Annotated in this window: 15 protein-coding genes; 8 read left to right on the forward strand and 7 right to left on the reverse strand. The window is 48.6% G+C overall.

The genetic code is table 11. The features are described 5' to 3' along the window. Positions 1-119 precede the first annotated feature (119 nt). From argG to LPB400_RS00645, 5 genes are all read left to right on the forward strand, one after another. Positions 120-1,463 carry an argininosuccinate synthase gene (argG, locus tag LPB400_RS00625; protein ID WP_063069269.1) on the forward strand — a complete coding sequence of 448 codons (1,344 nt, stop codon included), beginning with the start codon at positions 120-122 and terminating at the stop codon, positions 1,461-1,463. 42 nt (positions 1,464-1,505) lie between these two features. Further along, complete coding sequence (locus tag LPB400_RS00630) at positions 1,506-1,721, forward strand: DUF4177 domain-containing protein (RefSeq protein WP_003749376.1); 216 nt, start codon at positions 1,506-1,508, stop codon at positions 1,719-1,721. Continuing rightward, complete coding sequence (locus tag LPB400_RS00635) at positions 1,714-1,929, forward strand: hypothetical protein (protein WP_049330864.1); 216 nt, start codon at positions 1,714-1,716, stop codon at positions 1,927-1,929. Before LPB400_RS00630 ends, LPB400_RS00635 begins: the two co-directional genes overlap by 8 nt. Before the next feature lie 129 nt (positions 1,930-2,058). Continuing rightward, positions 2,059-2,508, forward strand: a complete 450-nt coding sequence (locus LPB400_RS00640; protein WP_107810676.1) for a DUF3290 domain-containing protein — start codon at positions 2,059-2,061, stop codon at positions 2,506-2,508. Between the two features lie 12 nt (positions 2,509-2,520). Then, a complete protein-coding gene (locus LPB400_RS00645) occupies positions 2,521-3,153 on the forward strand; it encodes a DUF421 domain-containing protein (RefSeq protein WP_070645269.1) in 633 nt (210 codons plus the stop codon). A 72-nt stretch (positions 3,154-3,225) separates the two neighbouring features. On the opposite strand, the gene LPB400_RS00650 is transcribed toward LPB400_RS00645, so the two are convergent. The 3 genes from LPB400_RS00650 to LPB400_RS00660 all read right to left on the reverse strand — a co-directional run bounded on the left by LPB400_RS00650 (position 3,226) and on the right by LPB400_RS00660 (position 6,058). Next, complete coding sequence (locus LPB400_RS00650) at positions 3,226-3,597, reverse strand: DUF488 domain-containing protein (protein WP_107810677.1); 372 nt, start codon at positions 3,595-3,597, stop codon at positions 3,226-3,228. A 64-nt stretch (positions 3,598-3,661) separates the two neighbouring features. Further along, positions 3,662-4,444 carry an indole-3-glycerol phosphate synthase TrpC gene (gene trpC, locus LPB400_RS00655; RefSeq protein WP_219089090.1) on the reverse strand — a complete coding sequence of 261 codons (783 nt, stop codon included), beginning with the start codon at positions 4,442-4,444 and terminating at the stop codon, positions 3,662-3,664. A 141-nt stretch (positions 4,445-4,585) separates the two neighbouring features. Further along, the gene (locus LPB400_RS00660) at positions 4,586-6,058 is read right to left on the reverse strand and encodes a malate:quinone oxidoreductase (RefSeq protein ID WP_219089092.1); all 1,473 of its coding nucleotides are present in this window, start codon (positions 6,056-6,058) and stop codon (positions 4,586-4,588) included. Between the two features lie 429 nt (positions 6,059-6,487). On the opposite strand from LPB400_RS00660, the gene LPB400_RS00665 reads away from it, so the two are divergent. The 3 genes from LPB400_RS00665 to LPB400_RS00675 all read left to right on the forward strand — a co-directional run bounded on the left by LPB400_RS00665 (position 6,488) and on the right by LPB400_RS00675 (position 8,532). Next, positions 6,488-6,982 (forward strand): hypothetical protein, encoded by a 495-nt coding sequence (locus LPB400_RS00665; protein WP_219089094.1) that lies wholly within the window; start codon positions 6,488-6,490, stop codon positions 6,980-6,982. 82 nt (positions 6,983-7,064) lie between these two features. After that, entirely contained in the window at positions 7,065-7,694 is a 630-nt protein-coding gene (gene rsmG / locus LPB400_RS00670) for a 16S rRNA (guanine(527)-N(7))-methyltransferase RsmG (RefSeq protein ID WP_219089095.1), read from the forward strand. 67 nt (positions 7,695-7,761) lie between these two features. Next, positions 7,762-8,532 carry a ParA family protein gene (locus LPB400_RS00675; protein ID WP_107792381.1) on the forward strand — a complete coding sequence of 257 codons (771 nt, stop codon included), beginning with the start codon at positions 7,762-7,764 and terminating at the stop codon, positions 8,530-8,532. Positions 8,533-8,697: 165 nt separating this feature from the next. Here the strand turns inward: LPB400_RS00675 and LPB400_RS00680 are convergent, their stop codons facing one another. From LPB400_RS00680 to hrpA, 4 genes are all read right to left on the reverse strand, one after another. Next, positions 8,698-11,613, reverse strand: coding sequence for an RNA-directed DNA polymerase (locus LPB400_RS00680; RefSeq protein ID WP_107792382.1), 2,916 nt, complete (start codon positions 11,611-11,613; stop codon positions 8,698-8,700). A gap of 12 nt (positions 11,614-11,625) precedes the next feature. Then, on the reverse strand, positions 11,626-14,763 hold the full coding sequence (locus LPB400_RS00685; RefSeq protein ID WP_413231324.1) for a DUF3418 domain-containing protein: 3,138 nt from the start codon (positions 14,761-14,763) through the stop codon (positions 11,626-11,628). Between the two features lie 66 nt (positions 14,764-14,829). Beyond that, positions 14,830-16,407, reverse strand: a complete 1,578-nt coding sequence (gene lpt3 / locus LPB400_RS00690; protein ID WP_219089098.1) for a phosphoethanolamine transferase — start codon at positions 16,405-16,407, stop codon at positions 14,830-14,832. 138 nt (positions 16,408-16,545) lie between these two features. Beyond that, positions 16,546-17,940 (reverse strand): ATP-dependent RNA helicase HrpA, encoded by a 1,395-nt coding sequence (gene hrpA / locus LPB400_RS00695; RefSeq protein ID WP_219089110.1) that lies wholly within the window; start codon positions 17,938-17,940, stop codon positions 16,546-16,548. Positions 17,941-18,007: the final 67 nt, after the last annotated feature.

The raw sequence follows: 18,007 nt of genomic DNA on the forward strand, positions 1-18,007 counted from the left end.
AATAATTGCGGACAAATGCCGTCTGAAAACCTGAATGCTTTTTCAGACGGCATCAAAGTAGATTATCTTATCCATTTATAAGATAATGGTTTCAACTTTTCAAGTCTGGAGGAATCCCAATGAGCCAAAACCATACCATTTTACAAAATCTCCCCGTCGGTCAAAAAGTCGGCATCGCCTTCTCCGGCGGTCTTGATACCTCTGCCGCGCTGTTGTGGATGAAACTCAAAGGCGCACTGCCTTACGCCTACACCGCCAACCTCGGCCAACCTGACGAAGACGATTACAACGCTATTCCTAAAAAAGCGATGGAATACGGCGCAGAAAATGCCCGCCTGATTGACTGCCGCGCGCAGTTGGCACACGAGGGCATCGCCGCCATCCAATGCGGCGCATTCCACGTTTCCACCGGCGGCATCGCCTACTTCAACACCACGCCTCTGGGCCGCGCCGTTACCGGCACCATGCTCGTTTCCGCCATGAAGGAAGACGACGTCAATATTTGGGGCGACGGCAGCACCTACAAAGGTAACGACATCGAGCGTTTCTACCGCTACGGCCTCTTGACCAATCCCGCGCTGAAAATCTACAAACCTTGGCTCGACCAACAATTTATCGACGAACTCGGCGGCCGCCACGAAATGAGCGAATTTCTGATTGCCAACGGTTTCAACTACAAAATGTCGGTTGAAAAAGCCTACTCCACCGACTCCAATATGCTCGGCGCGACGCATGAAGCCAAAGACTTGGAATTCCTCAACAGCGGCATCAAAATCGTCAAACCTATCATGGGCGTTGCCTTCTGGGACGAAAACGTCGAAGTCAAACCCGAAGAAGTCAGCGTACGCTTTGAAGAAGGCGTGCCCGTTGCACTGAACGGCAAAGAATACGCCGACCCCGTCGAACTCTTCCTCGAAGCCAACCGCATCGGCGGCCGTCACGGCTTGGGCATGAGCGACCAAATCGAAAACCGCATCATCGAGGCTAAATCACGCGGCATCTACGAAGCCCCGGGCATGGCATTGTTCCACATCGCCTACGAGCGTTTGGTGACCGGCGTCCACAACGAAGACACCATCGAACAATACCGCATCAACGGCCTGCGCCTCGGCCGCCTGCTCTACCAAGGCCGCTGGTTTGACAGCCAAGCCCTTATGTTGCGCGAAACCGCCCAACGCTGGGTCGCCAAAGCCATCACCGGCGAAGTCACCCTCGAACTGCGTCGCGGCAACGACTACTCGATTCTGAACACCGAATCGCCTAACCTGACCTACCAACCGGAACGCCTGAGTATGGAAAAAGTCGAAGACGCAGCGTTCACACCGCTCGACCGCATCGGACAACTGACTATGCGCAACCTCGACATCACCGACACCCGCGCCAAACTGGGTATCTACTCGCAAAGCGGTTTGTTGTCGCTGGGCGAAGGTTCGGTATTGCCGCAGTTGAATAATAAGGAGTAGAATCAGGGGGCTTTAAAGCCCCCTGATTTTTAAAGGAATAAAATGAAAGAATATAAAGCCGTCATTTATCAAGAGAACCTGCTTTCCAGTTTGGTTTTCGGCAGCGCCAAAATCAATCCGGTCAAATTCAGCGATTTCCTCAACAGCCACGCTTCGCAAGGCTGGAAGGTCGTTACCATGGAAAAAGACCAGCGCCGCATGCTGCTGTTTTTCGTGCGTGAAGCCTACGTCGTCATTTTGGAAAAAGAACGTGTTTAAACTCGGCGTTTATGCCTGTCTCGGATTATTCGTCAGCTGGGTGTTGCTCTTAATTCTGCAACTTTGGTTTTCCTTCGTCGATGCCGATTTGTTTCTCAAAATCACCCTGACCATGGCAGGTCTTTTCATTATCATTCTGGCCAGTTTACTGGTGATCAGCCAGTATTTTTCCGAAAAGAAAATGAAAGACGACGGATTTATCAACTGATACTACTTCGGGAATCACCATGTGTGCTTTATCCGAAACCTTAACGCAACATCCTTGTTTAATAGACGAGGCCGTCTGAAATTTAAGTTTCAGACGGCCTTATTACCCTTCCCAAATTTATCAAATACCATGAAATTCTTTTCTCACTTTTATCTTGAAAACCATATGTATTTCAACGACTACTTGAAATACGTCCTGATTTTCGCCGCCCTCGTCATCCTCCTGCTCGCCGTATCGCAATACCTGCGCCACCGCATGGACACCAAATACCGCGACCTGAGCATTATTGCGCTGCTGTTGCTCATCCTCATCTGCGGCACGCAATATCTTTCATACAGCGAGCGTCAGAACTTCGCCGCCGACACCTCTCGCATGGTTGGCTTTCTCAATGCCTTGATTGAAAACCAAAAGGTTGAAAAACAAGACATCATCGTCAACAGCACGCGTCTGTCCAACGGCATGATTGTCGGCATCAAAAGCCAATATTACGAAGTCCATTTCAATCAAGACTTCTCCGCCTACACGCTGACGCCCATCAATCTGGTCAACAACAATATCGAACTCATCGATAAAGAATAACAGGATACACACATGGAAACATACTCCCTGCTCGCCCTCAAACTGCTGATGGGTATTTTAGGTTTGATTTTGCAAATCAACCTCTTAGGTAAAGGCAACCTCGCGCCGACCTCCGCCATGGACCAAGTACAAAACTATGTACTCGGCGGCATCATCGGCGGCGTGATTTACAGCGACAGCGTCGGCCTGTTGCAATTTTTCCTCGTGCTGATTTTGTGGACGCTGTTGGTCTTGAGCCTGAAATTCATCAAAAACCACAACCGCTGGGTCAAATCCGTAATTGACGGCAAATCCGTTTGGATCATCGTCAACGGAAAAGTCCAAGCAGAAGAATGTATGAAAAACGGCATCAGCGCACACGACCTCATGTTCAAACTCCGCGCCGCCGGCATCTACGAAATCTCTGCCGTCAAACGTGCCGTGATGGAACAAAACGGCCAGCTCGCCGTCATTAAGTACGGCGACGAAAGCCTGCGCTATCCACTGATTACAGACGGCCAAGTTGACCCCGACATCCTCGAAATCATTAAGCGTGATGAAGAATGGCTGCAACAGGAACTCGACCGCCTCCACCTTGAAGCCTCGCAAGTCTATATCGGCGAATACATAGACGGAAAATTGGTGGCACACCGTTATCCTTCTTGATTTGAAAATAGCAGGCCGTCTGAAACCTTGATTTCAGACGGCCTTTTTGTATTCAGCCCAAACACTGATTTTTTAATCGCGATATTCAAACCTTGCACCCAAAAATTGAGCCAGCGCAGAGACGTGGGAATGTCGGGGATCTTTGACGGCGGTCAGCAACAGGATATTGCCGTGCTGTTTTTCCAAATCCAGCAGCCGCTTGATGGCGGCCTGCTCGGTATCGCCTTGCAGCTCTTCATGATAACGGCTGACAAAACTGTCAAAATTCTCAGTCGGATTTTCGTGATACCAGCGACGCAGGTTTGCACTGGGTGTAATGTCTTTCAGCCAAAGCGCAGTGGCAAAAATCTCTTTGCGGACGCCTCGCGGATAGAGGCGGTCGATAAAGACGGCGGTCTGTTCGGGATTGGGCTGATACGCGTAAATGCGCTGTACGGTAAACATTTTTTCTCGTCTCCAATGGATTCAGGCCGTCTGAAAATTCAGACGGCCTGATGTTTTTTAGGGTTTAAAACAATTTTTTGACTTCGGCTTCGATGTCGTCGGCACGCATAAAGGTTTCGCCGATCAGGAAAGTATGCACGCCGTGGCTACGCATGAAATCGACGTCTTCTTTGTTGCGGATACCACTTTCGGTAACAACGGTTTTGCCGTTTAATTCGGGCAAGAAGTCGAGGGTTTGTTGCAGGCTTACTTCAAACGTACGCAGGTTGCGGTTGTTGACGCCCCACAACGGCGTGGTCATGTTGCGGCATTTTTCCAGCTCGGACGCATCGTGCAACTCCAACAATACGGTCATGCCCAATTCGTGGGCAACGGCTTCAAAACGCTCAAGCTGCCCGGCTTCCAGTGCGGCGGCAATCAGAAGAATCGCATCCGCACCCCACGCGCGCGCCTGATAGATTTGGTATTCGTCGATGATGAAATCTTTACGCAAGACCGGCAGCGCCACGGCCGCACGCGCCTGTTTCAAATATTCGGGCGAGCCTTGGAAGTAAGGTTCGTCCGTCAACACAGACAAACAGGCCGCGCCGGCTTTTTCATAGGCGGCGGCGATTTCGGCAGGATGAAAATCAGGGCGGATCAGGCCTTTGCTCGGGCTGGCTTTTTTGACTTCGGCAATAATGGCAGGCAGATTCTGCGCGTGTTTTTCACGGATCGAGCCGATAAAGCTGCGAACCGGCGCGGCTGCCTGCGCTTGGGCTTTGATGTCTTCCAAGGAAACGGCGGCTTTTTGGACGGCCACTTCTTCTGCTTTGGTGGCAAGGATTTTGTTGAGAATATCGGTCATGGCGTTTTTCTACTGGGCTGATTTTCGGATTTGAATCGTGCAACATGCTGTTGCCGATTAGGTTTCAGACGGCCTGAATGCCGTTATTTTAATGGTTTGAAAAAAGGCGGGCAAGAATGCCCGCCTTTGTGCTTGCTTCAATTAGTGGTGGATGCCCAAAACGGTCGCGTTGTGGCTGATGATTTCGTCTGCCAAAGACGGATTGTCGTTCAGCTTGATGCCGTAACCGGGCACCAATTCTTTCAGACGGCCTGACCATGATTCGGCACGATCGGGGAAGCATTGGTGAACAAGTCTGATCATCAGCGGAACTGCTGTCGATGCACCGGGAGACGCGCCCAGCAATGCGGCCAGCGAGCCGTCGGCATGGGCGACGATTTCGGTACCGAATTGGAGTACGCCGCCTTTTTTCGGGTCTTTTTTGATGATTTGCACACGCTGACCGGCGGTAATCAGTTCCCAATCGTCAGGGTTGGCTTCGGGATAGTAGTCGAGCAGCGAGGCGAAGCGTTCTTCTTTGGTTTTGCGCAATTCGCCCAAGAGGTATTTGGTCAGCGGCATATTGTCCCAACCGGCGCGGAGCATGGGGTAGAGGTTGTCCATATGGATGGACATCGGCAAATCCATGAGCGAGCCTTGTTTGAGGAAGTTGGGGCGGAAGCCTGCATACGGGCCGAACATCAAATGGCGTTGGCCGTCCACGTTGCGGGTATCCAAATGCGGAACGGACATTGGGGGCGCACCGACGGAGGCTTGGCCGTACACTTTGGCGTTGTGTTGCGCGGCCGTTTCGGGATTGCTGTTGCGGAAGAAGAGGCCGGAAACCGGAAAGCCGCCGTAGCCTTTGCCTTCGGGGATACCGGATTTTTGCAGCAGGGTCAGTGCGCCGCCGCCTGCGCCGAGGAAGACGAAACGGGTGCGGAGTGTCAACGGGTCGTCATCGTCTTTGGTGCTGCTGGTTTTCAGCACCCATGCGCCGTCCGATTCGCGGTTGAGGTCGTCGACATGACGGTTGAATTTGATTTTTACGCCTTTGTCGCTCAAGTATTTGACCATCTGGCGGGTCAGGCTGCCGAAATCGACGTCTGTGCCTTCGGCGGAATAGTTGGCGGCGATGGATTGGTTTTCATCACGGCCGTTGACAACCAGCGGCGCCCATTCGGCAATTTTGGCGCGGTCGGTAGAAAACTCCATTTTTTCGAAGAGTTTTTGGTTTTTGAACACGTCGAAACGTTTTTGCAGATAACTGCAATGGTCGGCGTTCATCACCAGCGACATGTGGGGGACGGAATTGATGAAAGAGCGGTCGGTCAGTTTGCCTTCTTCGACCAAAGTCGCCCAAAATTGGCGGCTGATATGGAATTGTTCGGCAATATTGAGGGCACGGGTCGGATCAATCGTGCCGTCGGCAGTCAGGGGGGCATAGTTCAATTCGCACAGGGCAGAGTGTCCCGTACCGGCGTTGTTCCATGCATTTGATGATTCCAACGCTACATCTTCCAAGCGTTCGATCAGGGTGATTTCCCAAGATGGTTCGAGTTCTTTGAGCAATACGCCCAAAGTGGCGCTCATAATGCCGCCACCTACTAATACGACATCGGTTGCTTCAGCCATGGTTTTACTCCTACTAAAGTCAGGCATGGTTTGCCTTGTGGTTATCTATCATTATAAACGACTGATTTCAGAGGAATTGTTTTGTTTTTGTAGTGTGTGAAACTTTTTTGCCTGCTGAGTTTCCGAGCGTAAAGGGCGGGAGGCAGTTTCGGTTTGGGTTCCAGATTTCAGGTCTTTATAATATGTTATTGAGAATTTAGTAGATTTTACGGAGAAATGCAAAGATTTTCTGTTCGGTTCATATAAAAATAAGAGATTAAGCCGTCTGAAAACGTTTTCTTACCCTTTATCCGCCAACGTTTACCAAGAAAAAAGAATTTTTCATTTCTTTTTTAATTGACCGTTTTTGTCAGCAATTTCAGCGCTAACAAACGTGAATCAACCGCCAATCTGCTATCATTTCAACTTATTTTCCCAAGGCAAACCGCCATGTATCTGACACAAGAAAAACCCTATCGCCCCCTATTGGTCGCACTGATGTTCCTTACCCTGCCGCTGGCGATGATATTGCACAATATCGTGCAAATCGCCTTTTCAGACGGCCAAGGGCTGCTGATAACGGTCAAAGACGGCGTGTGGGCATGGCAAAGCGGCTGGCAGGATTCCGTCGCATGGTTTGTCTGCGGCATGTTTGCCTTCCTCAATCTGCCGATTGCCGGCGGACTGACCAAGCTGGCGTATAAAAAAATGATGCGCCGGCATTCGCGTTACGCCCTATTCCTTGCCGGTGTCGCAGCGTGTGCCTCGGCGGCGGCAGGCTTGATTTTTGAAGCCATCTTAGGCAATGCCGCATTGGCCGGTATGCGCGGGCAAGGCGTGTTTTACTACACCCTCTCCGTATGGATCATCGCCATGCTGACCCTGCCCAAACAGCTCACGCGCGCGCCGGAGCAGCCCATCGTCTTTCACAAAATGAAACGTTGATTCAATAGGCGCAAACATTTTCAGACGGCATGCTTTCCGTTACCATTACATCCAACGCGTTTTAACCAATAAGGAATAACAAATGAATCAGGCGCAACAGCTCCGCGACGGCATACAGGCACTGGGTTTGGACATCGACGAAGCCAAACAGGCCAAACTGCTAGACTATGCCGCCCTGCTGCAAAAGTGGAACAAAACCTACAACCTGACCGCCCTGCGCGATCCCGCCCAAACCGTCAGCCACCACCTGCTCGACAGCCTGACCCTCTTACCCTATATCGAACACGCGCAAACCATGCTCGACGTCGGCTCTGGCGGCGGACAGCCCGGCATACCCACCGCCATCTGCCGCCCCGACCTCGACATCACCCTCCTCGATGCCAACACCAAAAAAACCGCCTTTTTACAACAAGCCGTCATCGAACTCGGCCTTAAAAACGTCCGCATCATCAGCGGCCGCGTAGAAGCCGCCGCCGACTGCCGCGCCGACGTCATCACCAGCCGCGCCTTTGCCGAACTCGCCGACTTCGTCAACTGGACCGAACACCTCCTCAAAGACGGCGGCTACTGGGCGGCCATGAAAGGCGTATATCCGCAAGAAGAAATCGACAAACTGCCCGAAAGCGTCGCCGTCGAAAAAGTCGAAGCATTGCACGTCCCCCAACTCAATGCCGAACGCCATATCGTCATCATCCGCAAAAAGGCCGTCTGAAAACAACCCAAGCATACCGAATAACGGTACAATCCAGCCATCCACACTTAACACGACAGCAAAGCACATGAGCGCACAAATCCTCGCCGTCGCCAACCAAAAAGGCGGAGTCGGCAAAACCACCACCACCGTCAACCTAGCCGCCTCCCTGGCCTCCAAAGGCCACCGCGTCCTCGTCGTCGACCTCGACCCCCAAGGCAACGCCACCACAGGCAGCGGCATCAACAAAGCCACCATCGAAAACGGCGTTTACCAAGTCGTCCTCGGCGAAACCGACATCCCCAACGCCGTCGTCCGCAGCAAAGAAGGCGGCTACGACGTATTGGGCGCCAACCGCACACTGGCCGGCGCAGAAGTCGAACTCGTCCAAGAAATCGCACGCGAAATCCGCCTCAAAAACGCCCTGCAGCTCGTTGCCGACGACTACGACTACGTCCTCATCGACTGCCCCCCGTCCCTGACCCTGCTCACCCTCAACGGCCTGGTCGCCGCCAACGGCGTCATCGTCCCCATGCTTTGCGAATACTACGCCCTCGAAGGCATTTCCGACCTCGTGGCCACCGTCCGTAAAATCCGCCAAGCCATCAATCCCAACCTCGACGTAACCGGCATCGTCCGCACCATGTACGACAGCCGCAGCCGCCTCGTCGTAGAAGTCAGCGAACAGCTCAAACAACACTTCGGCAACCTGCTCTTCGACACCGTCATCCCCCGCAACATCCGCCTCGCCGAAGCCCCCAGCCACGGCCTCCCCGCCCTCGCCTACGACGCCCACGCCAAAGGCACCCAGGCTTATCTCGACTTGGCCGATGAACTGATTGCACGGTTGGAAAAATAAACAGGGATATGAATATAAGAAGGCCGTCTGAAAGGTGGATAGTACTTTCAGACGGCCTTTAGTTTGATTGGGAAAACATTTTTTTAAAAGACCGCGTGCGTACCGCACACACGCGGTTGGACATTAGGATACGACTTACTATACAGGTAGGCTACGCTAGCCATATTACTTGAAACCTGGAGGTAATGGTTTGAATTTATCCCCATCTAATGGATTATATTGGTAATGGAACTTACGTAATGCCTGTATATCAAGATCTGTAGTTAAAATGCAAGGATTACTTCCTCCTTTCACATAAAGGAGAGTTTTTTGTTCCGTTTTTGTTGGTTGTAAAACACATGAACCACCATATTGAGATGTATTTACCTGGATAGTATAACAATGTAAATCTCTCACTGCAGATTCTAATATATGTTGATAGTAATTAGTATCCTTATTCCATACACAAGCAATTAATAAGTTAATTTCCGATTTAAATAAAACGCGATGTGTAATATCTGCTAATTCAAAGCAATTATAAGTTGCAAAGCAAGCTCCTCTCCAATTAACCTTATGATAAGAATATCTATTCTCATCATTACCAGCAAACAATCCAAAACTATTTATATACTTAAGTTCTGCAGGAGCATAATGATTTTTAACTCTTGCCGTTATATAACAATTCCTAAAACCTTCTTTTTGACTAAATGGTAACAATTCAATCAAAATATTAAATGCAAATTTATCAATTACCCAATGTTCTAATCCAAAAATTAATCCTATTTGGTTTCTACGAGAAAAAGATGCCATAAATGGCAGCCAACTGACAGGAATAGATACTTCTGGTAAGACCAATAGATCCACTTTTTCTTTTACTGCAGCATTCAGAATTTGATATATTATTTTTTGCCTATCAAAACTTAAATTAGGTTTTACATCATCCCTTAATGCATGAATAATATCATTCTGATTTACAATTAAATTTGCAATAGCTAATTTGAAATAATTATTTCTTCGAGATACATCATTAATTGATAATGAAAATTTATCAATATTTTTATTATTATTAATTTCTTCTTCATTCTCCCATTTCACGAAACCACTACGCATTTTTGCAAATTCAGCTTGCCAATCACTCAAGCTATTACATCTTAGTCTCTGTGATAATTCGAATATTTGCAATTCATCAATATGAAGAAATCTGGGAGAGTATTTCTTTTTCTGACTATTAATTTCATGATGAGATTGTTCCTTTGAAGATATATCTTCCAATATCTTATTTTCATCAATCAAACTTCCTTTATATTCAGTATAGTTTGATAATGGCCATGCAACTAAATGATGTCTAATTAAATTAGAATACCTGAATCCATTCGCCAATTTCATTAAATTATTTAAATCAGGAAATTTATAAAAGAATTTTTTAACCTCCAGACTTTCTTTATGAATTGGGAATTTAATTAATGCCAAGGAAAGCGAAAAAGAAATTTGGTTATAAAAACATAAATCTTCCCTGATTTTTTTTACGAGAGAGCTATTCTTACCTTTTGAATGACTAATTATGTTTATTTCTTTAACTAAATGATTATAAAAGGTAATTGCAAAATTTATATCATTTACAACAAAAGAATATTGATACACCTTTTCCCATAGCCTACTAAATTTTAATGAATTACATCCTTTAAAAAACAACATTAACTGTGAAATTACTATATCTTTATCCTTTTTGCTTGTTTTACACAATCTATTTGCCGTTATGCAATTAGATAGGTATTGTGAAAGCTTAGTTTCATTTTCAACTACACCAATAACATTACGTAACTTATTAGATGATCCACTAAATAATATTTCATAAGCAAACTCATCCATCTCTCGATAAAAGTGCTCTGTTGGTAAAAATTTAAACGCACTACTTTGTTCATCTAATTCTTGTTTAAATAGTTCTAATCCAGCTTTGCTATTAGCTTTATCAAAAAATTGAAATACAACTTTCTTTTTTTGAATAGAAATATCCTTTCCTTCTATAATATAACTTTCGTCGTCTTTACCGCTTACTAAAATATGGGTACTCAAGAAATATTTTTTATATAGGCTTTTTAAAGGGTCATCTTCATCAAAAATAGGATTTGGCAACACAATTAATATATCATCCACATATCTTCCATAATAAATTGGTTTCAATATTTTCTGTATTTTTTCATCAAAATCAATCATATACCAATTTGATAAAATAGATGATGATGTGAGCCCTATCGGTAGTATTTCTTTATCTTTACATTCATTATGCGTAACACTTAATTCACTCTTGATCACCTCATGATACTTTTTAAAAATACGTTTTAATAAGCGATTTAACTTTAAGGCATCATCCATAATCTCCCTAATGCATTCTCTTTCAATAATTTCATCTTCAATAATTTCATCAACCTTATCTAAATCTATATCAATATTGTAAAAAAATTCTTTTAAATCTAATGAAATAACTCCAACACTATCATTATTATCAGATAATAATCTTGCTTTATTTATGGCATTGTTTCTCCATTTATTATACTGATCTATATAGCGAATAAATAAGTTATTATGTCCTGATACATCTCTTGTGTCATCACATTCAGCGTACTTTTTTATAAATTCTTTAGTATGATTTCGTAATCTATTTCCATAACAATCCTCTGTAAGCATACCATCCAAAATTGGTCCAACATACAGGCTCCACAACATATCTATAATATAAACTTCAACATCAGCATCAATAAAATAATTTAACTTTACAAGATTATGTGTATCCGTACTTTTATCATTACTGATGAATCTACCTTCTGTATTATGTGTATTTTCGTGAGAATTATCTTCAAAACTTTTAGGAATAATTCTAAATGAAATACTATCTATCCATTTATCTAGCTTATCCGTATTATTATCAGATATAACTTTAGCAATTTCCTCAAAAATATTTCTACCCACATCTTCATCTAATAGGTTATGTTCTTTCTCAAAAGAGGATATCCGTTCTCTCATAAAAAGATTTAGGTTTTCATAATAAATATGATTTTTTAGATAAATATAAGCAATCTCAATAAGTTTTCCATCTATTTTCATTTTTTCGTTTCCTTAATTTAAAGAATTTAATTCTTTCAAAAGTCTCTTCACCGACACCGGATACGGTGTCTTCAATTCCTGTGCAAACAGCGACACTCTCAATTCTTCAATCATCCACTTAAACCCTGCAAGGCCGTCTGAAATGGGGAGGCCTTGTTTGATCAGGCTATCTGTTTTTTCCTGCCACATTTGTTCCAATTCCTGTATATCGGCTTCACGGGCTGCATCGCGGGCGGGGTTGCTGCTGTATTTTTCGAGACGCAGGGTCATGGCTTTGAGGTAGATGGGGAGGCGCGGCCATTGTGCCCATGGGGTATGACTGGCAAAGCCGGGGGCAAGCAGGGTTTGCAGGCGTTGGCGTAGGAGGTGGGTCAATGGATGCTTGCCGAGTTTGCCGTTCAGTTCGGCGTAGGTGGCGGCGGTTTCCTGCAAGTAGCGGCTAAGGGCTTCTTTGACGGCGGGCAGGCGGCTGCGGGCGCGTTTGATTTGCTCTTTAAAGGCTTTTTCGTTGCGCGGCAGCTCGTCTTCGCCGATAAAGGCGCGGTCGCAGACGGCTTGGGTAAGGTCGTCGCGCAGGGTGTCGGCGTTGATGTGTTTGAGCAGCATGGCGGCTTGGGTGAAGCCTTGGATGCCTTTGTTTAAATCTTTTACCTGCTCTTTTAATTGCAGCTTCATCAATTCGATTACGCCTTGACGGTGTGCCTGTTCGGCAGCTTCTGTGGTGTCAAACAGGCGCAGGGCGATGCGGCCGTCTTTTTCTTTTTGCAGGCCGAGGTAGCCGGTGAGCTGTTGTTTGCCGCGTGCGAATTTGATGGATTCGGGCAGGGTGCCGATGTCCCATGCGGTAACGTTGTCGCGCTCGAATTCTTGGGTGTTGTCGCGGAAGGTAACGGCGGCGGCTTGGCCGAGCTGTTGTTGCAATTCGTGCAGTTTGCGGCCGCCAGCAAGTTCTTGTCCGCCGTCGTCGATAATGCGCAGATTCAGATAGCAGTGTTCGGGCAATTCTTGCGCCGCCCATGCGTCTTGGTCGATTTGCTCGAGAATCCGCATATCGCCGGCACTTTTGGCGATAAAGTGCGCCAACTGGGGAATGATGGCCGCTTGGCGGTCGGGATTGCTTTCGAGAAATTTGGTGATGAAATCGGGTACGGGCACGCAAATGCGGCGGATTTGCTTCGGCAGGGCTTTAATCAGCAGCTGGATTTTTTCGCGCAACATACCGGGCACCAGCCATTCGAGCGACGGCGCGTGCAGGCGGTTGAGGACGGTCAGCGGCACGGTCATGGTCACGCCGTCAAGCGGATGGTGCGGCTCGAAGCGGTAGGAAAGTTTGAACTTGCCGTCTGCGGTTTGCCAGAATTTGGGGAACTGCTCTTCGGTAATGTGCGCGGCGGCGTGTTGCATCAAATCGTCGCGGCTGAGGAACAGGAGGCGCGGATTGTCGCGCTCGGCGGTTTTGAGCCAGGCTTCAAAGGTGCGGATATCGGCAAGGGGCAAAGGTTTCAGACGGCCTTTTGGGAGTGCAGGCTGCTTTTTGGGTTTGGGGTCGTCTGGAACTGTTGAAGCTGCGGCACTCTGTCCCCTCTCCTGTGGGAGAGGGCTAGGGAGAGGGTTTGTTGAGGTTGCGGAAAAGTTGGTTTGGGTGGCAACTGTTTTGCCCTCTCCCCGACCCTCCCCTGCGGGGGAGGGGGTGGGTTGCTGGGTAGCGTAGGTTGGGTTGTCAAACCCAACAGTTTTTGCAGTTGCGGCTGATGTTGGGTTTTCAACCCAACCTACGGTGTAGCCGTGATTTTCATTTTGGCGAGACCCATTACGCTTGTTTTTACGAAACTCGTTGCGCTCATTTTCAGACGACCTTTCGGCTTTGTCGGATTCAATAAGCCGTACGGATTCTTCGCTTCCCCAAACGCCGCCTTTCGCGTCTTTCCACACCAGCTCGGGCAGGCGTTCGTTATAAAACGCAAACAGGGCTTCGTCATCGACCAATACGTCTTGCTTACGAGACTTGTGTTCGAGTTCGGTAATTTCTTTAATCAGCTTTTTATTGTGGGCAAAAAAGGCCGTCTGAAGATTGCTTTCCTGCGCCACCAATGCGCCGCGGATAAAGATTTCGCGTGCTTCTTCGGGCGCAACTTTGCCGTAAGACACGGGGCGGCGCGGCAATACGGTCAGGCCGTAAAGCGTCACGCGTTCGCTGGCGACGACTTCGCCGCGTTTTTGTTCCCAGTGCGGCTCGAAATAATGGTAGCGGACGAGGTGCGGCGCCTCCTGCTCGATCCATTCGGGCTGGATAACGGCGACGTCGCGCGCGTAAAGGCGCGTGGTTTCAACCAATTCTGCCGCCATCACCCATTTGGGCTTGGCTTTGAACAGGGCTGATGCAGGGAAAAGGTGGAAACGGCTGCCGCGCGCGCCAGTATAGTCGTTGCCGTCGGGCGATTTCATGCCAACGTTGGCGATAAGGCCGGTCAGCAGGGCGCGGTGGATTTGTTCGTAGCCGGCTTCTTTGGCGGCACGGATTTGTGCGCGATGTTGTTTCTTATCCAGTTGTTTTTGTTTGAGTTTGGCCGCCAAATCTTGGTCGCCTTGGCTTTCAGACGGCCTTAATTGCTCTTGGGTAGAAGGTTGTCGAAACGCTGCTTCTTTAGTGGTCAAACCCATTTCAATCGCGGTTTGGGCAAGCTGGTGATGCAGCTCGCGCCATTCGCGCATACGCAGGTGTGACAGGAAATATTGGCGACACCACTGCACCAGCTGCTTGTTGGACAAGCCTTTATCGCGCTCGCGCTGGAAGCTGTCCCAAATATTCAGATAGGCAAGGAAGTCGGATTGCTTGTCGGTAAAGCGTTCATGCGCCTTGGCCGCGGCATCGCGCGCTTCCAGCGGCCGCTCGCGCGGATCTTGAATCGATAGCGCGGACGCAATCACCAATATTTCCGCCATGCAGTCGTGTTTCTTCGCCGCCAACAAAATGCGTGCGATTTTCGGGTCAATGGGCAGGCGCGCCATTTGCTCGCCGAGCTTGGTCAGGCGGTAGCGCGTGTTGGCACCGATATGGCCCGAACTGTTTTGCAGGCCGTCTGAAACATTGGCTGGGTTGGATCGGGCATCCATGCCTGATCCGCGTACTTGGTTTTTCATATTTTGCATAGTCTTGTCGGTCGGGCATCTATCCCCGACATCATCTAAATTTGTCTTTATTGGTTTTCTCGCCGCTTATTGCGGATAAACATATTCCGCCTTGCCGTCGCGAATATTCAAGCTGCCTGCATCGCCTGTAATCAGATTGCCCGTTACCGAGCCTTCGCTACAACCTGAAACCGGCATATCGTAGCCCAGTGTGTGAATCAGGAACGTTGAAAGCTGCTGATGGAAGGCAATCTCGCAAGGCGCAAAAGCTTGGTTGGCAGCCTGTTGCACGGCCTTATTCGGGCTGTACAACACCAGCGGCACAAGATAGCTGTCGGGCTGCACCGTGCCTTGATTGTAGGTATCTTGGCGCACATACTGGCCATGATCGGAGGTATAGGCAAACAGCCAGTTGCCGTCAGACTGCTTTTGCAGCTGCTCGAATACGGTTTGAATCATTTGGTCGGTTTTGTGGATGGTGTTGTCGTATTTATCCACAATATTGGCTTCGCCGAATACTTTATCTTGAGGCTGCAACAATGCGCCGTATGGGACGTGCGAACCGCGTTGGTGCAACACGATAAAATGCTTGCCCTGCTGCAAATTGATTTTGTCGAACAGCGGCAACAGCTTCTCATCAGGCATATTGTCGCCGTTGCCATAGCCCAGCTGCGTCGGCTGAATCAGATGGTCTATCCACTTTTTACCGATTAAGTTCAAAATCGCCATCTCGTTTTCAGCCTGCGCGCTGTAAAAATACGTTTCATAGCCCTGCTCTTTGGCGAGGCGGAACATATTGGTATCGCCGCTGCTGATTTGCTCATAACCGTTGGCATGCGGTATCGCATTGAAAAAGCTGGGCAGGGACACAGCCGTCATCAAAGCGGCAGAATAGCTTTGTTTCACAATCGGCTTAAAGTCGGCTTGCGACAGCTGGGCCAAAAACGGCGAAGTTTCGCGTCCGTAGCCAAACAATTTCAAATGCGCCGCACTTTCGCTTTCGCCCATAATCAAAACGATATTTTGAACACTGCCCTGCCCGATTTTGCTTGGCGCAGGCTGTTTGAACACAGGAATCTTGCTTAAATCAAACAACTGATACGGCAACACACGCCCGATAAAATAGCCGAAGCTGAAATAATTGGCTTTGATGCGGCTGTATGTCGGTTTGGGCGAAATACCGTGTTCCTGCGTCGTACTGAATGAACGTCCAAAAATCAGCAACATCGCCGCAATAAACAAAATATCGGCGGCAAAATGCGTCTTACGGCGGAATTTGGCAAGACTGCAAAACAGCACGACTTCCAACACGCCCCACAACGCAGGCAGCCACAACTTATCCAACATCGACGCGCCCGCGCTGCCGACTTCGGTAACCTCTTTCAGCATCAGCCAATAATTAATGCCCGTTATCCAACTTTGATAAACCGCGTAATGCACATTGTTGGCAATAATGCTGAACGCAAAAAACACCGCAATCAACAAACGCGTCACCTTATAACGCGCAAACAGATACAGCGCAGCAATCACAAATGTCAGCGCAAACGTTTCCGCAATTTTCGCCGCCGGCAGGGTTTCAATCCCGAATACAAAGCGATAGGCAATTTCGCTGGCAGTCAGTAGAGACGAATATAGAACAAGCGTGAAGAAAGATTTTTTCATCATTAATATTTCACAAAAAAAAATTTACCGATTGAGTTTTAAAACCCAATATTCCCTTTTTAATAGTTTTTAGTTTCTCAATGATTTAGGCCGTCTGAAAATGAAACATGACCCGCCCTTTTATTAAGAAAACTTTTATTTTCAGACGGCCTCCACCGCTCCCAATTCCAGCAACACCTGAAAACCGTCATTGATATACCGCGAATCGGGCATTTCTAAAAACGGGAATGCCGCTACGTCGCCCAGGTTCAGCGATGCCATGCGCAGGATAACGGCGGCGAGGTTGCTGCGGACGATTTCTGGGTCGGTGAATTCGGGGCGGCTGTTGAAATCTTCTTCTGAAAACAGTCGGATACATACGCCTGCGGAGACGCGGCCGCAGCGGCCGGAGCGTTGGCGGGCGGCGGCTTGGGAGATTTTTTCGACATGAAGCTGTTCCACTTTCGCCCGTGCGGAATAGCGTTTGACGCGTGCAAGGCCGGTGTCGATGACGTATTTGATGCCCGGCACGGTAAGCGAGGTTTCGGCGACGTTGGTTGCTAACACGATGCGGCGTTTCGCGCCTGAGGGGTGGAAGATTTTGTGCTGTTCAGCGTGCGACAGGCGTGCAAACAGGGGCAGAATTTCGTCGTTGCGGCGCAGCGTGGATTTGCGCAGGGCTTCTGCGGCTTCGCGGATTTCGCGTTCGCCCGGCAGGAACACCAAAATATCGCCTTCGCCATAGCGTGCCAATTCGTCGGCTGCATCGACAATTGCGTCGGTCAGCTCGACTTCTGCGTCGTCTTCGTCTTTGCTGGTCAGCGGTCGGTAGAGGATTTCGACGGGGTAGGTGCGCCCGCTCACTTCTAAAACAGGCGCGCCGTTAAAGTGTTGGGAGAAGCGTTCTGCGTCTATCGTTGCCGAGGTGATGATGACTTTCAAATCGGGGCGGCGCGGCAGCAGTTGTTTCAGGTAGCCCAAGAGGAAGTCGATGTTCAGGCTGCGTTCGTGTGCTTCATCGATGATAATCGTGTCGTAGGCGGCGAGATAACGGTCGGTCTGGGTTTCTGCCAACAGGATACCGTCGGTCATCAGCTTGACGCAGGCATCGCGCGAGGTGTGATCGGTAAAGCGCACTTTATAGCCGACCGCGCTGCCGATTTCGGATTTCAACTCTTCGGCAATCCGCTCTGCCACGGAACGCGCGGCCAAACGGCGCGGCTGGGTATGCCCGATCAGCCCCGCCACCCCGCGCCCGAGTTCCAAACAAATCTTGGGCAACTGCGTGGTTTTGCCCGAACCGGTTTCGCCGCAAATAATCGTTACCTGATTCTCGGCAATGGCTTTTTTGATTTCGTCGAGTTTTTCGTGAACGGGCAGCGTGTTGTCGAATTCGGGCTTGGGCAGTTTGGACAGGCGTTGCAGATAGAGATCGTGCGATTTTTTGTATTTTTCCTCAACCTTGGCTAAGCCGCCGTATTTATTGGGGTTTTTAAAGGCAGATCGCAGAAAATGGCGGTCTTTGGAGAGGGTTTGGGCAAAATCGGGATGCGGCATGATGGTGCAATGAATTAAATAATGTGAAAAGAATGGAATTATAGCAAAAGGCCGTCTGAAACTTGCT

Origin of the sequence: Neisseria perflava (genome assembly GCF_019334725.1) — a bacterium.
Taxonomy (GTDB): domain Bacteria; phylum Pseudomonadota; class Gammaproteobacteria; order Burkholderiales; family Neisseriaceae; genus Neisseria; species Neisseria subflava_A.

Excerpts from the sequence above, each read along its gene's own strand:
- argG (WP_063069269.1), top strand. The coding sequence starts at position 120 with ATGAGCCAAAACCATACCATTTTACAAAATCTCCCCGTCGGTCAAAAA.
- LPB400_RS00630 (WP_003749376.1), top strand. The coding sequence starts at position 1,506 with ATGAAAGAATATAAAGCCGTCATTTATCAAGAGAACCTGCTTTCCAGT.
- LPB400_RS00640 (WP_107810676.1), top strand. The coding sequence starts at position 2,059 with ATGAAATTCTTTTCTCACTTTTATCTTGAAAACCATATGTATTTCAAC.
- LPB400_RS00645 (WP_070645269.1), top strand. The coding sequence starts at position 2,521 with ATGGAAACATACTCCCTGCTCGCCCTCAAACTGCTGATGGGTATTTTA.
- LPB400_RS00650 (WP_107810677.1), bottom strand. The coding sequence starts at position 3,597 with ATGTTTACCGTACAGCGCATTTACGCGTATCAGCCCAATCCCGAACAG.
- trpC (WP_219089090.1), bottom strand. The coding sequence starts at position 4,444 with ATGACCGATATTCTCAACAAAATCCTTGCCACCAAAGCAGAAGAAGTG.
- LPB400_RS00660 (WP_219089092.1), bottom strand. The coding sequence starts at position 6,058 with ATGGCTGAAGCAACCGATGTCGTATTAGTAGGTGGCGGCATTATGAGC.
- LPB400_RS00665 (WP_219089094.1), top strand. The coding sequence starts at position 6,488 with ATGTATCTGACACAAGAAAAACCCTATCGCCCCCTATTGGTCGCACTG.
- rsmG (WP_219089095.1), top strand. The coding sequence starts at position 7,065 with ATGAATCAGGCGCAACAGCTCCGCGACGGCATACAGGCACTGGGTTTG.
- LPB400_RS00675 (WP_107792381.1), top strand. The coding sequence starts at position 7,762 with ATGAGCGCACAAATCCTCGCCGTCGCCAACCAAAAAGGCGGAGTCGGC.
- LPB400_RS00680 (WP_107792382.1), bottom strand. The coding sequence starts at position 11,613 with ATGAAAATAGATGGAAAACTTATTGAGATTGCTTATATTTATCTAAAA.
- LPB400_RS00685 (WP_413231324.1), bottom strand. The coding sequence starts at position 14,763 with ATGCAAAATATGAAAAACCAAGTACGCGGATCAGGCATGGATGCCCGA.
- lpt3 (WP_219089098.1), bottom strand. The coding sequence starts at position 16,407 with ATGATGAAAAAATCTTTCTTCACGCTTGTTCTATATTCGTCTCTACTG.
- hrpA (WP_219089110.1), bottom strand. The coding sequence starts at position 17,940 with ATGCCGCATCCCGATTTTGCCCAAACCCTCTCCAAAGACCGCCATTTT.